Origin of the sequence: Clostridium sp. BL-8 (genome assembly GCF_002006495.1) — a bacterium.
Classification (GTDB): domain Bacteria; phylum Bacillota; class Clostridia; order Clostridiales; family Clostridiaceae; genus Clostridium.
Genome location: NZ_LZZL01000043.1, coordinates 1 through 15,548, shown reverse-complemented (window position 1 = coordinate 15,548; position 15,548 = coordinate 1). Strand labels below are relative to the sequence as shown.

General features: G+C 29.6%; 14 protein-coding genes. 10 read left to right on the top strand and 4 right to left on the bottom strand.

All coding sequences use genetic code 11. From position 1 onward, the window contains the following. The first annotated feature begins 8 nt into the window (after positions 1-8). The 4 genes from CLOBL_RS15290 (at position 9) to CLOBL_RS15275 (ending at position 4,604) form a co-directional block, all read left to right on the top strand. Positions 9-842 (top strand): prephenate dehydrogenase, encoded by an 834-nt coding sequence (locus CLOBL_RS15290; RefSeq protein ID WP_077859835.1) that lies wholly within the window; start codon positions 9-11, stop codon positions 840-842. Between the two features lie 337 nt (positions 843-1,179). Continuing rightward, on the top strand, positions 1,180-2,058 hold the full coding sequence (locus tag CLOBL_RS15285) for an ROK family protein (RefSeq protein ID WP_077859834.1): 879 nt from the start codon (positions 1,180-1,182) through the stop codon (positions 2,056-2,058). Positions 2,059-2,148: 90 nt separating this feature from the next. Then, on the top strand, positions 2,149-3,546 hold the full coding sequence (locus CLOBL_RS15280; RefSeq protein WP_077859833.1) for a glycoside hydrolase family 1 protein: 1,398 nt from the start codon (positions 2,149-2,151) through the stop codon (positions 3,544-3,546). Between the two features lie 155 nt (positions 3,547-3,701). Next, the gene (locus CLOBL_RS15275; protein ID WP_077859832.1) at positions 3,702-4,604 is read left to right on the top strand and encodes an ROK family protein; all 903 of its coding nucleotides are present in this window, start codon (positions 3,702-3,704) and stop codon (positions 4,602-4,604) included. 112 nt (positions 4,605-4,716) lie between these two features. On the opposite strand, the gene CLOBL_RS15270 is transcribed toward CLOBL_RS15275, so the two are convergent. Continuing rightward, a complete protein-coding gene (locus tag CLOBL_RS15270) occupies positions 4,717-4,875 on the bottom strand; it encodes a DUF1540 domain-containing protein (protein ID WP_077859831.1) in 159 nt (52 codons plus the stop codon). Positions 4,876-5,156: 281 nt separating this feature from the next. Beyond that, positions 5,157-6,284, bottom strand: coding sequence for an N-acetylglucosamine-6-phosphate deacetylase (gene nagA, locus CLOBL_RS15265; protein WP_077859830.1), 1,128 nt, complete (start codon positions 6,282-6,284; stop codon positions 5,157-5,159). A 368-nt stretch (positions 6,285-6,652) separates the two neighbouring features. On the opposite strand from nagA, the gene CLOBL_RS15260 reads away from it, so the two are divergent. The 3 genes from CLOBL_RS15260 (at position 6,653) to CLOBL_RS15250 (ending at position 9,070) form a co-directional block, all read left to right on the top strand. Further along, positions 6,653-7,378, top strand: coding sequence for a GntR family transcriptional regulator (locus CLOBL_RS15260; RefSeq protein ID WP_009168463.1), 726 nt, complete (start codon positions 6,653-6,655; stop codon positions 7,376-7,378). A gap of 21 nt (positions 7,379-7,399) precedes the next feature. Continuing rightward, positions 7,400-8,128 (top strand): glucosamine-6-phosphate deaminase, encoded by a 729-nt coding sequence (gene nagB, locus CLOBL_RS15255; RefSeq protein WP_077859829.1) that lies wholly within the window; start codon positions 7,400-7,402, stop codon positions 8,126-8,128. 231 nt (positions 8,129-8,359) lie between these two features. Continuing rightward, positions 8,360-9,070 carry a GntR family transcriptional regulator gene (locus CLOBL_RS15250; protein WP_009168465.1) on the top strand — a complete coding sequence of 237 codons (711 nt, stop codon included), beginning with the start codon at positions 8,360-8,362 and terminating at the stop codon, positions 9,068-9,070. A gap of 72 nt (positions 9,071-9,142) precedes the next feature. Here CLOBL_RS15250 and CLOBL_RS15245 read toward each other — a convergent pair whose 3' ends face one another. Continuing rightward, positions 9,143-11,107 (bottom strand): fructose-1,6-bisphosphatase, encoded by a 1,965-nt coding sequence (locus CLOBL_RS15245; protein WP_077859828.1) that lies wholly within the window; start codon positions 11,105-11,107, stop codon positions 9,143-9,145. A 23-nt stretch (positions 11,108-11,130) separates the two neighbouring features. Further along, positions 11,131-11,691 carry a CYTH domain-containing protein gene (locus tag CLOBL_RS15240; RefSeq protein ID WP_077859827.1) on the bottom strand — a complete coding sequence of 187 codons (561 nt, stop codon included), beginning with the start codon at positions 11,689-11,691 and terminating at the stop codon, positions 11,131-11,133. 265 nt (positions 11,692-11,956) lie between these two features. On the opposite strand from CLOBL_RS15240, the gene CLOBL_RS15235 reads away from it, so the two are divergent. The 3 genes from CLOBL_RS15235 to CLOBL_RS15225 form a co-directional block, all read left to right on the top strand. Then, positions 11,957-14,710: a sigma-54-dependent transcriptional regulator gene (locus tag CLOBL_RS15235; protein ID WP_077859826.1), complete on the top strand. Its 2,754-nt coding sequence runs from the start codon at positions 11,957-11,959 to the stop codon at positions 14,708-14,710. 203 nt (positions 14,711-14,913) lie between these two features. Next, a complete protein-coding gene (locus tag CLOBL_RS15230; protein WP_077859825.1) occupies positions 14,914-15,225 on the top strand; it encodes a PTS sugar transporter subunit IIB in 312 nt (103 codons plus the stop codon). Positions 15,226-15,244: 19 nt separating this feature from the next. Beyond that, positions 15,245-15,548 (top strand): PTS lactose/cellobiose transporter subunit IIA (locus tag CLOBL_RS15225; protein WP_143323879.1); only part of this gene is annotated, 304 nt, incomplete at its 3' end.

The following is a 15,548-nucleotide window of genomic DNA, read 5'->3' as shown; positions in this document are numbered from 1 at the left end:
CTATTAATATGAAGATAGTAGTTGTAGGTCTTGGAGTAATTGGAGGATCATTTACCATGGCATTAAAGGAAGCTGGGTATGATGATGTGTATGGCATAGATATTAATGAAGAGTCTCTAGAAAAAGCAAAAAAGCTTGGATTAATAAAAGAAGGGTTTACTAGTGGCGATGAGATAGTTAAAAGTGCAGATTTTATAATTATTTCCTTATATCCTCGATTAGTTAAGAAATTTATAACCGACAATAAAGAAAACTTTAAGGATGGTGCTGTAATAACAGATGCAACTGGAATTAAGAAAATGTTTATTGATGATATAATAAAGATTTTGCCAGAAAATATTGATTTTGTTTTTGGGCACCCAATGGCAGGAAGAGAAAAAAAGGGAATAGATTTTGCAAGCAGTACAGTTTTTAAAGGTGCAAATTATATCTTAACACCAGTAGCTAGAAATAAAGAAGAAAATCTAAGAATGATAGAAGACTTAGTTTATAAGCTTGGATTTAAGAGAATTAGAAGGATAACTCCTGAGCATCATGATGAGATGATAGGATATACAAGTCAGCTTCCTCATTCTTTAGCTGTAGCACTAGTTAATAGTGATTTAGAAGGAAGAGAAACTGGAAGCTTTATTGGAGATAGCTACAGGGATTTAACTAGAATAGCAAACATAAATGAAGACTTATGGAGTGAACTTTTCCTGGGAAATAAGGAAAATCTGTTGACGAGTATAGAAAACTTTGAAGTTGAATTAGACAAAATAAAACATGCAATAGAAAATGATGATAAAGAAGCATTAAAAGAATTATTTATAAAATCTACTAATAGGCGTGAAAAATTATAATAAGTATGTAGGGCTTTTGTTATTTAAGATAATAACAAAAGCCCTATTTTACTATGTACTAATCTTAGAGAAATTATATGCAATAATAAAAAATAGATTTTTGGTGTTATGAAAAGAAGGAAATATACATTGTTTATTTCATATATAGTTTTTTATGCTGAAATAAATAATGTAGAAAGAATGTATTTATTAAGGCTAATTGTATAAAAAATATATTTTTTCAATTAAAAGATATGACATATGTTGAATAATTATATATACTAATATATAATTGAATTATAAATTATGTGAAAGAATAATACATTTATTTATAAAGAAGTTTAAGGAGGTGTTTAAAGTGTCCTATTTAGTTGGAATCGATATAGGAGGGACGAACTTAAGAGCTGCAGTTATTTCTAAAAAAGGTGAAATAATTGATGTTTTTAAAGTGAAGAATGAAGTGAGCAAGGGTGCACCTTATAATTTAGATAAGCTGGTTAATCATATTGAAAAAGAATGGAGTAAATATGAGATTGAGAAAGTTGGAGTTGGAGTGCCAGGACCTATAGATTTAAAAGAAGGAAAATTATTAAATCCAGTTAATTTAAAGGAATGGGCAAATTTCAATATAAAGCAATATTTAAGTGAAAAGCTTAAACTCCCTGTAAACGTTAATAACGATGCTAATGTGGCAGGACTTGCAGAAAGTATAGTTGGGAGTGCAAAGGAATGTACATCGGTATTTTATATAACTATTTCCACTGGGGTAGGTGGTGCGTTTATATTAGATAAGAAAATCATAAACGGAGCCCATAGCCAGACAGGAGAAATCTATAACATGATAATAAACGAAGATAATTACAGTCAGGGAGGATTAAACAAAGGTGGCTTGGAAGGCCAATGCAGTGGAGTAAATATAGCTAGAGTAGCATCAGAACAATATGGACAAACATTGACAACTAAAGAAGTATTTAATTTGTATAAAAAGAATGACGAAAAAGCTATTTTTGTAATAGACAAATGGATAGACAATATTTCAATAGGAATTGCCAATATAATAGCAGTAGTTGACCCAGAAGCTATAGTTATTGGCGGAGCAGTATTGATAAATAACACGTTTTTACTGGCTAAGATTATTGAATGTGCAAAGAAAAAGGCTGCCGATCCTAAAATAGTAGATATAAGAGTAGCTGTGCTTGGTGATAATGCAGGTCTTATTGGAGCAGCAATGCTTTAAATAGTTAGCAATTGACAGTTAACTTAAATAGAATATGTAATCTATCAAAATAAAAGTGCCAATAAACATAAGAAGCAGGAGGAGAAAAATATGAGTATAAAATATAAATTCCCAGAAAGTTTTTGGTGGGGATCAGCAACATCAGGACCACAAAGTGAAGGAAGATTTAACAAAAAACATGATAGCGTATTTGATCATTGGTTTGATATAGAACCAGAAGTGTTTTTTAATGGAGTAGGACCTGATGTAGCATCAAACTTTTATAATAGCTACAAAGAAGATTTAAAATTAATCAAAGAAATTGGCTTAAATAGTTTTAGAACATCAATTCAGTGGACAAGATTAATGAAAGATTTTGAAACAGGAGAAGTTGATGAGGATGCAGTAATGTTTTATAATGATGTAATCGACGAATGTATAAAGAATAATCTACTTCCAGTCATGAATTTGCATCATTTTGATCTGCCAGTTGAATTATATGATAAATATGGAGGCTGGGAGTCAAAGCATGTGGTAGATTTATTTGCTATTTTTGCGAAGAAATGTTTTGAGCTATTTGGAGATAGAGTTAAACATTGGACCACCTTTAATGAGCCTATGGTAGTTGTTGAAGGAGAATATTTATATAAATTCCATTATCCAAAGATAGTAGACGGAAAGAAAGCAGTACAAGTTTTATATAACTTGAACTTAGCTTCTGCAAAAGCAATAAGAGAGTTTAAAGCTTCAGAATGTCATAAAAATGGAGGAAAGATTGGTATAATTCTTAACTTAACTCCATCATATCCAAGATCACAAAATGAAGAAGACATAAAAGCAGCTGGATTTGTAGAAGATTTCTTTAATAATTCATTTTTGGATCCTGCAATAAAAGGTGAATTTACACCATCTTTAGTAGAGGTATTAAAAAATGATAAGGTTATGTGGGAATCAACAGAGGAAGAATTAGAAATAATTAAAAATAATAAGATTGATTTCTTAGGAGTAAACTATTATCAACCAAGAAGAGCTAAGGCTAAGAAAACAAAGTTTGATGAATCAAATGGATGGATGCCTAATAAGTACTTTGATGATTATGAAATGCCAGGAAGAAGGATGAATCCTTATAGAGGATGGGAGATATATCCTGAATGTATGTACGATATTGCAATTAATATAAGAGATGACTATAATAATATTCCTTGGTATATTTCCGAGAATGGAATGGGTGTTGAAGGCGAAGAAAAGTATATAAATTCAGAAGGCATAATAGAGGATGATTATAGAATAGATTTTTATAAAGAACATTTAGAATATCTTCATAAGGGAATAAGTGAAGGTTCAAATTGTTTTGGCTATCATACATGGACACCAATAGATTGCTGGTCATGGGCCAATGCTTACAAAAATAGATACGGATTTATTGCGGTAGATTTAGATACTCAAAAGAAAACTATTAAAAAATCAGGAAGATGGATTAAAGAAGTGTCAGAAAATAATGGGTTTTAAGTAATTTATAACGATGCTGTCTTAAATTAAGACAGCATCTTGAATTATGTAAAAGTTTTATATTAAAAGACATATATGTAATAAATTTCTTGCGCGATAATTATTTTATATATCAAATTGAAATTTAAAAAGCATTGGAAAGGGGAGCTTATAAAATGAGAAATTTTATGGTTTTTGATATTGGTGGGAGTTCTACAAAATGGTCAGTCATTACTGAAAAAGGAGAATTCAAAGAGAGCAATAAATTTACTTGTGCCAAAACAGCTGATGAATTTTTTAGTGAATTAATTAAGATAGCAAATGAGATGAAGAAAAAATATGATGTTAAAGGAATTGCAATAAGTGCTCCAGGAGCAGTTGATAGTGATACTGGATTAATTGGTGGTACAAGTGCAATACCATATATACATGGACCTAATCTTAAGGAAATATTAAAAGAAGGTACAGGAATAAATGTTGAAATTGAAAATGATGCAAATTGCGCAGCTCTTGGAGAATGCTGGCTTGGTGCAGGAAAGGACAATGATGATTTAGCATTTATAGTCTGTGGATCAGGCATTGGTGGAGCTATAGTTAAAGACAAGAAAATTCATGTTGGAATTCATAAACACGGTGGAGAATTTGGATATTGTGTAATGAATTACGAATTGGGAGAAATTCCTAAATTTATAAGCTGGAGTAAAATTGGAGCTACTAAAGCATTAGCAGAAAATGTTGCAAAGTTAAAAGGTTTGGACGAGGAAGATCTTAATGGTGAAGAAGTATTTGAATTGTGTGATAAGGGAGATAAAATTGCCTGTAAGGAAGTTGATAAGTATTACTTTATGATGGCTATGGGGATTTACAATATTCAATATACTTATGATCCAGAAGTAATTATCTTAGGGGGAGCAATAAGCGAAAGAAAAAATTATGTTGAAGAAATAAATAAAAGATTAGATATAATGACTAAGCATGGTTTAGAGGGACTCATAAAACCGGAAATAAAAACATGTGAATATGGGAATGATGCAAATAAATTAGGTGCATTATGCAATTATCTCCAAAGAGAAAAATAATAGAATAGTTTTATAAAAAAATTTTTTAAATATTATTTGTTAATTAGTTAAAGAATCGATAAAAATCATGAAGCAGCTGCTGAAAAGTAATACAGTAGCTGCTTTTGTTTAATTAGCTCAATTGGAAAGATTCACAATCAGTGCACTCTTTTTGCTTAGGGCTTGATTCATGAGTTCCAACTTTAATTTGTTCTAAGGTACAATAATTTTCATTACCACCGTGCCATTTGCAAGGTTTTACTGAACATCCTATACTTTTATTACATGACATATAAATCACTCCTTAAATTTAATTTCGATAATATTATTTGATAAAAAAATCTTTTTATACTTCTAAATAAATGGTTATATATAGATGGATATCCAACAGATAAACTGGATTTAAGCATGAATTAATCGAATATATGTTTATTGTACAGGATTTATGAAATTTTCTTATAATTTCTTAAAATTGATGTGAGTAATTTATTCAAAAATCAGAAACAGGTGGCTTTAAGCCACCTGTTTATTAAGAGTAAATTTCATTATTTTTCTAAAAGCATTTGTGAATTATTATATCTCTTTCCCTGAAACAAATACTTTCTTTATATTGATGTTATCATCAAATAATACTAAATCTGCATCATAATCTTCCTTGATTTGTCCTTTGTGGTCATCAACCTTACAATGTTTAGCGCCATTAAAAGAAGCCATCTTCACAATTTCATATAGTGGTATATCTGAATTTTTGTATACATTTCTTACAGCTTTATCAAGAGTAAGTACAGAGCCTGCAAGAGCACCATTCTCTAAACGCGCTTCATCATTAATTACGATGACTTTTTGCCCGCCTAATGAATATTCTCCATTTGGCATGCAGCAGGCCATCATAGCATCTGATATTAATAAAACATTATCAGTTCCTTTTTGATTATATGCAATTCTTAAAGCAGGATATGAAATATGAATTCCATCTGAAATGGTTTCGGTGGTTATATTACTATCGAAAACAGCACCTACAGCTCCAGGATTCCTATGATTTAAAGGAGTCATGGCATTATAAAGGTGAGTTGAATGACTTGCTCCGCATTTAATCGCCTCAAGCATTTCTTCATAAGTTGCATTTGTGTGGCCTAAAGAACAAATAACCCCACTATCAGCTATATACTTAATAAGCTCCTTAGCCCCATCGACTTCTGGTGCGAGTGTTATGGAGACAATAATATCTTCATAATCTTTTATTATATCCTGATACGCCGAAATTGATGGAGATAAAAGGTGGTTAGGATTTTGAGCACCAATTGCTTTGGGACTTACGAAAGGACCTTCTAAATGAACACCTAAAATATGTGCCCCATCATTACCAGTTGTTTTCAAATCTTTTATTACTTTCAAGGATTTTCTGATTTCATCTATAGAAACAGTCATGGTTGTAGGAGTAAATGAGGTTGTTCCATGTTTAACTATGGTATTGGCAATTGTATTAATTGCTTCACTGGTACCGTCCATTGTATCATAACCGCCTGCACCGTGGATGTGAACATCTATAAAACCAGGGGATACATATAACCCTTTTGCATCAATTATATTTTCATCACCGCAATCATTAGGATTTATTGCTTTGATTTTGCCATTTTCAACAAGAAGTGAACCTTCTTCTATTCTATCTAAGTAAATAATATTACAATTTTTTATTAACATTTTTTTCCTCCTTTATATAAATAAATTTTAAAAGCCATATAGTTTGCATGCATAAATATTTAGAAATGTAGAATACTTTTCGTCATTAAATTTATAAGTTTAAACTGTGAATCTGTAGTTAATGAAAAGTGGATATTATCAGTTGTATGTATTAAGTATACCGCATTTATAAAAGGTTTTTCAAGTATATATTGACATGGGGCATATAATAAATTATACTGTTATTGAAGTGGTAATTACCACTTTGGACTTAGTTTTTATAACAATATTTTCAAATAATCTACTTAAATTGAGCGATTTATATTTTCTTTTCAAATAAGTAAGAGTATAATTGTTGATAAACTGCTAGAACTAAATGAGGTGTATTTATGGATGCAATAGACAAGAATTCAACAATTCCTTTATATGTTCAATTGATGAATATTCTTATTGAAAAAATAGAAACTAGTATGGAGGAAAATGACAAGCTCGATTCGGAAAGAGAAATTTGTAAAAAATATAATGTTAGTAGAACGACAGTCAGAGAAGCTTTAGACGAGCTTGAAAAAAACAAATATATCTATAAAGTACAAGGAAAAGGAAACTTCATATCTCCAAGAGTTGTAGAGCAAGATTTAATAAAGGTTTCTTCATTTACTGAAGAAATGAAAAAACATGGGAAGAATCCTACATCTAAATTATTAAATTTTGAGGTTATAGAAGCCAGCAATAAAGTGGCTAGAAAACTGGAAATGGAAGAAAATGAACTTGTATTTAAAATTTCAAGAATAAGAATTGCTGATGATATACCAATGATATATGAAATAACATATCTGCCATATGAAAGATTTAAAAAGCTTTCTAAAGAGATGATTGAAGAAAATCCTTTATATGAAATATTTAAGAATGTATTCAATGCTCAGATTACTTCTGCAGAAGAAGTGATAGAAAGTGTATTGATAAACAAATTAGAAAGTGTTTATCTAGAGGTACCGCAAGGACATGCAGCCTTAAAATTTGAAAGAATAGCATATGAGCAAGAGGAAATCATTGAATATACCATAACTATAGCAAGAGGAGATAAATATAGATATAGAGTTTGTTTGAAAAATTAACAATAAAGGAGAGTATAAACAATGAAGTTACTAGTAGTTAAAGATTATGAAGAAATGAGTAAAGTTGCAGCGGAAACATTTAAAGAAGTTATTAATGAAAAGCCAGAGGCTATTTTAGGTCTTGCAACAGGTAGCACTCCAGTTGGATTATATAAATATCTTATTGAAATGAATAAAAATAAAGAAATAGATTTTTCTAAAATAAAAACCGTGAATCTAGACGAATATGTTGGACTTGGAGAAGAAAATCCTCAAAGTTATAGATATTTCATGAACGAAAACTTATTTAATCACGTTAATATAAATAAATCAAATACTTTTGTTCCGAATGGATTAGCAAAAGATCTTAACGAAGAAACTAAAAACTATGATAAAAGAATAGATGAATTAGGTGGAATTGATTTACAAATTCTTGGAATAGGAAGCAATGGTCATATTGCATTTAATGAACCAGATGAATTTTTAATCTCAGAAACACATGTAACTAATTTAGCTCAAAGTACAATTGAAGCAAATTCTAGATTCTTTAATTCGATAGAAGAAGTTCCTACTAAAGCTATATCTATGGGAATTGGACAAATAATGAAGGCTAAGAAAATACTATTATTAGTAAAAGGTGAAGATAAGGCAGATGCAATAAAAGAATTATTGAATGGAAAGATTACAACAAATAATCCAGCAACAATCTTAAAGCTGCATAAAGACGTAATTGTAATAATAGATGAAAAGATGGCAGAAAAAATTAAATAGAAAAACTAAACTATTATTAAAACAGATGATTTGAGTTTGAAGTTATATAAAATTATTTTTATATAGCTTTTTTTATTTAAATATAACTTTTTTAGGTTAAAATATTAATGGAGTAAATAAAGAAAAATAGGTAAAGTTGCGAAAATAGCTGATTTTAGTATATAATAAGATAAGGAAAAGATATACTTAATAAGGTAAAAAGTTATATTATAAGGAATGGGGAAAAATATTATGGCAAAGTATGAGGAAATTGCTGAAGATATACGAAATAGAATATTAAGTGGTAAATATAATCCTAATGAACAGCTACCCTTAGAAAAAGAGATGTGTGAACAATATGGTGTGAGTAGAATTACAATAAAGAAAGCAGTTGATGAACTAGTTATTCAAGGGTTAGTAATAAAGAGGAGAGGCTCAGGAACTTTTGTAAAGGCACTTGATGATGATGATGTTCAAGAATTAAGCTTAGCAAAACAATTTGGTGGATTTTCTCAAGCTCATAAGGACAAGAAGGTAACTTCGAAAATTATTAACTTTGAAGTTATTCATCCAAGTGAAGAAATAGCAACTAAATTAAAAATAACTTGTGATGATTTTGTTTATTATATGATAAGAACTAGATATGCTAATGATGAACCATATGTGGTTGAATATATGTATATGCCTATAAGCCTTATACCAGGAATTAAAAATGATGTTCTATTGAATTCAATTTATAGTTATATTGAAAAAGAGTTAAAGTTAAAAATAAAAAGTGGTCATAGAATAATTCGTGCAATCTTACCAAACGAATTGGAACAGGAATGTCTTCAGATAGCAGATAATTTTCCAATATTAGAGGTAGAACAGGTAGGCTTCTTAGATAATGGTCAGCCATTTGAATATTCAAAAGCACACCATAGAAGTGATAAAATAGAATTTAGAACTGTAAGTATTAAATAAGCAACAAAAAGTATTACTAGAAGTGCCGATTTCTAGTAATACTTTTTTTTAGATCGCAAGTTGATGCAAAGTTTATCCTATTTCATTTATAAGGCCTTTTCTATAAGCTTTTAGCAGCAATTTTAAATCTTTAATTTGGTTTTTAAGTTCTTTTCCGACATCTGTGTCTCCAACTTTTTTTCGATCTAATTTTTCTACTATTTTAGTTGATGATAAAATATCTGTTTCTCTACTGAATGCATCTTCAATTGATTTAAAAGGCTGATGAGATATTAATTGCAATCCATATGAATTATAAGTCAACGTATATCCAGCGAGCCCAGTCTGACTTCTGTAAGCTTTAGCAAACCCGCCATCTATAACTATTAATTTTCCATTGCATTTTATTGGATTCTCACCAAATTTATTTCTTACTGGAACATGTCCATTTATTATTTTTGACTCTGATGGATCTAAGCCGAATTCTTCGAAAATCATATTACACATTTCTTCAGAATCTCTAAAATCATAATATGGATTTTTCTTTTCTTTATGGGTAGTCTTGTCGTTAATAAAATATCTTTCAAATGTGGCCATATCTTCTTTACCAAAAAGAGAAGAGCAGGCACCAGTCCATAAATACCACATTATGTCCATTCCATATAGTTTTTCTTCGCTACCTCTATTACTGAAGTAACCTTCTCTAGCTAAAGAGTCAAACTTGTCCAAGAGCCTTCTGCCTTGATATTCTTTTCCATTAATAGTCATACTTTTAAAAGTTTTATCTTTATTTAAAGGGATGCATCCGTGAAATAATAAATTCGAGTTAAAGGTTAAGTAGATTCTTCCTTTATTAAATAAGAATAAAACATGCTTTTGAAGTTTTTCACTATTTATAAATGAGCTTTGCAATTTTTCGATTAATTTTCTTTCGTCACTTGTAAGCTCAAAAGGCCTTTTCGGATTAATTGTAGGAAAATTTTTATCATTAAGTTCATAAGTATTATTGTTTAAGATTATGGTACCATCTTTATAATTTATCTTACTTAAAAGCAATCTGTGCTCCATTTTAAATTCAGGTCTCCGCGTAATTATTTCATGTTCAAGTTTAAATTGAATAATTGTAATAGCTTTATGCATTTTTGAAATAAGTTCAATTTCAGAAGTTCCGTGTACAGTCTCATCAGAATTTTTAGGTATAAATCCAGTACAGGGATCATTCTTGTAGTGCTTTAGTGCAAAAGTTGCAAGCGGTAATAAATTTATACCATAAATATCTTCAATTACATCTAAATTTGAATATCTCGCTGCTATTCGTAAGACATTTGCTATGCATGTTGTATTACCTGAGGCAGACCCCATCCATAATATGTCGTGATTTCCCCATTGTATGTCAACAGAATGATAATCAATAAGAGTATCAATTATAATATCAGGTCTTGGGCCTCTATCATATATGTCACCTATTATATGGAGCCTATCTATTACTAGTCTTTGGATTAACTTGGATAAGGCTATTATAAATTCCTGGGCTCTTTCGATTTCAATAATAGTATTCATTATTCCGTCATAATAACCTTGTTTGTCAGCATTATCTGCTTCTTCATGTAGTAATTCTTCTATAATATAGCTAAAATCTTTAGGAAGAGCCTTTCTTACTTTTGATCTTGTATATTTTGATGATACATGTCTGCATAATTCAATTAATCTATATAAATTAATTTTGTACCAATCATTTATATCTTTTTCTTCCTTTAGAACAATTTCTAATTTTTGTTCAGGATAATATACTAGCGTAGCTAAACTTTTTTTCTCACAGTCCATTAAGGAATTACCAAAAACCTCTTCAATTTTTCTCTTTACTGCACCTGATCCATTTCTCAAAACATGAACAAAAGGCTCGTATTCACCATGAAGATCAGCTAAAAAATGTTCTGTTCCTTTAGGTAGGTTTAAAATCGCTTCCAAATTAATAATTTCTGTGGATGCGGCTGCAATTGTAGGATATTGCTTGGCTAGTAAATTTAAATACTTTAATTTTTCACTATAACCTTCCATAAGGTCCTCCTTTTTGTGCCTTATCAAAGTCCTTTAGGAACTTTATTAAGTAATCCTCTTTGAGATAAAATATCGTAAATAGTTTGAGAAGTTGTATCATCAAGTGTGTATCCAAGTAGTTTTACTACTCTCTCTAATTTCTCTTCAGATGTAGTTTCTATTTCTAAATAAGGAAACGGACAAAAGTTTTTATCATTTATATCTATTTCAATTAAGCAATCATGTAATTTATAACTTTCTCTATATTTTTTATTAGATTCTTTGAGTACTAATCCTAAAGATTTAAAGATGCCTTCGCCCATCTTTTTATTATTAATTATTACTTCATTTTCTTCCATTACTTTAAATCTTTCTTGTGATAACATTTTCTTTGTAGTCATGAAATATATAATTTTATTATTAAGCATATCATTTACTGTTCTGATACGTGCATAGCCTTTCTCAGCTAAAAGCCTGCCGTCTTCAAAATCATATATGTCATTAATTTGATTTTCCATTTTAACTTTTTCTGCACCATTTGATAACAAGATATTTCTTATAGAGTCAACATCGATATCAACAATTCTAGTTTCTAATTCTTGCATAAAAGCTATCTCCTTTTTAGTTTTTTATATAATCTCTGCCATTACTAAATTTTTATAATATAGCAGTTTAACCATTTGAAATAGTATTCATTTATTAAGTATAACTTATTCTAATTATTTCTGCTATGGGTATATAAAAATTCCCAATGTTCTTGCAAGTGAAAATATTTGTATTATATAATTAAGTAAAAACTGGAAATATATGTACGATGCTATTTGGCTTGGATTTAAATAAAACTATCTATTACTAGTGAGGGAAAAGTTTATGGGAGAATTAACGAGGAAAGAAGAAGTTATAAAATGTTTAATAGAACTTGAAAATGATAAGAAGAGGGGAATAACAGCAGCAGAATTAAGTTCATACATAGGATTAGATAGAGCTAATATAAGCAGATATTTAAATAGATTATACAAAGAAAAAAGGGTAAATAAAAGAGATGGAAGACCGGTTATATATAGCAGTATTAAAGATTCAAAGCCTCATAATAAGGAGATGCTGGAAAATGGATTAGGCAGATTATCTAGAAAGCAGGATAGTTTAGAAAAACTTGTAGGAGCTAAGCAATCTCTTAAACTACCGATACAGCAGGCAAAGGCGGCAATATTATATCCACCTAGAGGTTTACACACTATTTTGCTTGGAGAAACTGGAGTCGGAAAGTCTTTATTTGCGGAAGTTATGTACAGTTTTGCTAAAGAGTCAAATATGATAGAAAATGATGCACCTTTTATTAGATTTAACTGTGCAGACTATGCTGATAATCCACAACTAGTAGTAGCACAGATATTTGGAGTAAAAAAAGGAGCATTTACGGGTGCAGATAGTGATAAAGAAGGATTATTAACGAAAGCAGATGGAGGAATGTTTTTTTTTGATGAAATACACAGGTTATCGCCACAAGGTCAGGAGATGTTATTCACTTTTATTGATAAAGGATATTTCAGGCGTCTTGGCGATACTGAAAAGAAAATAAAGGTTGAAGTTCAGATTATAGCTGCAACAACTGAACAACCTCAATCATTTTTATTAAAAACTTTTATGAGAAGAATTCCTATGATGATAGTCTTACCGCCATTACGAGAAAGAACATTTGAAGAACGATATTATTTATTAAATGAATTTATAGTAGCAGAATCATTGCGATTAGGGAAAAGTATATATATTAGCAAAAATTCAGTTATATCGTTTTTACTATATGATTGCCCTAATAATATAGGTCAGCTAAAAAGCGATATTCAACTTTCTTGTGCTAAGGCATTTTTGAATTACAAAATAAACAAAAATAACTATATTTTAATAGATGAAAGTGATTTACAGCCAAAGGTTCAAAAAGGAATAATGAAGATTCGTGAATACAGAAAAGAAATAGATAATCTGTCAAAAAATATGACGGATATTTTAAGATTTTCAAGTGAAGATAATGTATTAAAAAATTTGGATTTAGAGCTTAGCCAATCAGAAGATTCTGAAGATAGCAGCTTTTATTCCATAATAGAAAATAAAATGGAAGATTTAAAAAATCAAGGTATCGATGAAAGTAAGATTAATGATATTTTGAATATTGATTTGGAAAAGTATTTTAAAAAATATATTAGTACCATAAATTCAAATTTTAAAAAAGATGAGATTGCTAAAGTTGTTGATTTTAAGGTAGCGAATGTAGTTGAAAAAATGCTTAATATAGCATCAAAAAAATTAAGCAGAGAATTTGAACAAAAGGTTTTCTTTGGGCTATCACTTCATTTGCAAGGGAGTATTAAAAGAATTGTTTCAGGAAAGAAAATATATCATCCAAAGTTAAATGTTGTTAGGGTACAATATAGAGACGAGTTTATTGTAGCAATGGAGATAGTTAAAATCATAGAAAAAGAATTTACTTTAGATGTTCCACTGGATGAAATCGGTTATATAACTATGTTTTTATCCGAATATAATGAGGAAAGTAATGAACAGCTAGAAGAAACTGTTAGAATATTGGTCATGATGCATGGGATAAGTACAGCCAGTAGCATGGCAGAAGTAGCAAATTCCCTAATAGGAGAGGAATATATCCAAGCGTTGGACATGCCACTGACAATGAAGCCTGAGTACATGTTAGAAAAGGCTAAGGAAAAAATCAAAGGAATGAATAGTGGAAAAGGCATTTTAATATTAGTAGATATGGGATCATTGATTAACTTTGGAAGTATTATCGGAAGTGAATTAGGAATTAAAATTAAAACAATAGATATGGTAACAACGCTAACTGTTATTGAAGCTGGAAGGAAAGCTTTAATTGGGAGGAATTTAGATGAGATATATTATTCATGTAAAGATATAGGAAAGGCATCTATACAAATGTCTAATGAAGATTATGAAGAAGAAAAAGAACTTGCTATAATTACGACATGCTTTACAGGTGAGGGGGCAGCAGAGAGAATAAAAACAAGAATAAATCTTAGTCTGGAAAATATAGAAAGAGTAGAACTTATTCCTCTGGATATTTTAGATAGAGAGGACTTTTTAAAGAAAGTAAGTGAATTAAGAAAAAGGTATGTAATATTAGCGGTTGTAGGAACAGTAAATATATTTATTAAAGGGGTACCATTTATACCCGCACAAGATATTTTTGTAGAAAAAGGCATAAAGGAATTAGAATATTTAATAAATATTGAATATGATTTTTTAAAAGTACAAAAAGCGTTAGTCAATGAGATAAAGGAATTAAACTGCATAAAATTACTTTCAGATATTAGAAGAATAATAAAGCAGATAGAAGAAAGTTTAAATGTCGATATACAACATGATGCACAAATTGGAATATTAATTCATGTCAGTTTTCTAATAGACAGATTAAAACATGGGGGAAAAGAAATTACATTCAAAAATTTAGAAGATTACAGAAGTAAGTATAGCAAGGAATTTACATTAATCAAAAAAGCTGTGCAAGTTTTAGAATATAATTATGAAATAAGAATTAAAGATGATGAGTTAGCGTATATACTTAGAATGATCAAAGAAAATTTAATTACTGTGTAAGAATAAAGAAAGTGTGTAAAGTGAATTGCACACTTTCTTTTATATAACACACATTAAAAATTATAATTGAAACCAAGTATTAAGACATTTGATAAAATTTACAAGTATGCTGAAAGTTGGCACTATAATTGCTATATATTAATAGTGTAAGAAAATATAGTTAGTATATTGAAAATAATATAGTTTAAAGGGGGACGTTTACAGTGAAAAAAATATTATTGGTTTGTTCAGCAGGGATGTCAACAAGTTTATTAGTTTCTAAGATGGAAAAAGCAGCAGAAGAAAGGGGGATTGAATGTAGTGTTCAAGCAACAGGAGAGTCAGAAGTTAAAAATTATATAAATGATATAGATGTATTACTATTAGGGCCCCAAGTAAGATTTTTATTGTCAAAATTTAAAAAGAGTTTAGCAGATAAAAATGTACCAGTAGAAGTGATAAATACGATGCATTATGGAATGATGGATGGAGAAAAGGTTTTAAAGAGAGCATTAGAGCTTATAGAAAATAAGTAGTTAAAAGGAGTAAAACATAATGGAAGAAATAATAATGAATCTTATAATACACAGTGGAGAAGCTAGAAGTTATTCAATAGAAGCGATTCAATGTGCTAAAAATGAAGATATAGCTGAAGCAAGAAAGTTAATAGAAAAAGCTGAGATAGAATTATCAAAAGCACATAATATACAAACATCATTAATCCAAAAAGAAGCTGATGGTGGAAAAACAGAACTTTCACTACTTATGGTACATGCACAGGATCACTTCATGACTAGCATGACATTAAAATATCTTGCAATTGAGATCATAGATGTGCATGAAAAATTTATAAAAGAGA

What these genes read in the sequence shown, in the direction of transcription:
- CLOBL_RS15245 (WP_077859828.1), bottom strand. Translation starts at nt 11,107, where the DNA reads ATGGAAGGTTATAGTGAAAAATTAAAGTATTTAAATTTACTAGCCAAG.
- CLOBL_RS15280 (WP_077859833.1), top strand. Translation starts at nt 2,149, where the DNA reads ATGAGTATAAAATATAAATTCCCAGAAAGTTTTTGGTGGGGATCAGCA.
- CLOBL_RS15290 (WP_077859835.1), top strand. Translation starts at nt 9, where the DNA reads ATGAAGATAGTAGTTGTAGGTCTTGGAGTAATTGGAGGATCATTTACC.
- CLOBL_RS15270 (WP_077859831.1), bottom strand. Translation starts at nt 4,875, where the DNA reads ATGTCATGTAATAAAAGTATAGGATGTTCAGTAAAACCTTGCAAATGG.
- CLOBL_RS15235 (WP_077859826.1), top strand. Translation starts at nt 11,957, where the DNA reads ATGGGAGAATTAACGAGGAAAGAAGAAGTTATAAAATGTTTAATAGAA.
- CLOBL_RS15240 (WP_077859827.1), bottom strand. Translation starts at nt 11,691, where the DNA reads ATGCAAGAATTAGAAACTAGAATTGTTGATATCGATGTTGACTCTATA.
- nagB (WP_077859829.1), top strand. Translation starts at nt 7,400, where the DNA reads ATGAAGTTACTAGTAGTTAAAGATTATGAAGAAATGAGTAAAGTTGCA.
- CLOBL_RS15260 (WP_009168463.1), top strand. Translation starts at nt 6,653, where the DNA reads ATGGATGCAATAGACAAGAATTCAACAATTCCTTTATATGTTCAATTG.
- CLOBL_RS15275 (WP_077859832.1), top strand. Translation starts at nt 3,702, where the DNA reads ATGAGAAATTTTATGGTTTTTGATATTGGTGGGAGTTCTACAAAATGG.
- CLOBL_RS15250 (WP_009168465.1), top strand. Translation starts at nt 8,360, where the DNA reads ATGGCAAAGTATGAGGAAATTGCTGAAGATATACGAAATAGAATATTA.
- nagA (WP_077859830.1), bottom strand. Translation starts at nt 6,284, where the DNA reads ATGTTAATAAAAAATTGTAATATTATTTACTTAGATAGAATAGAAGAA.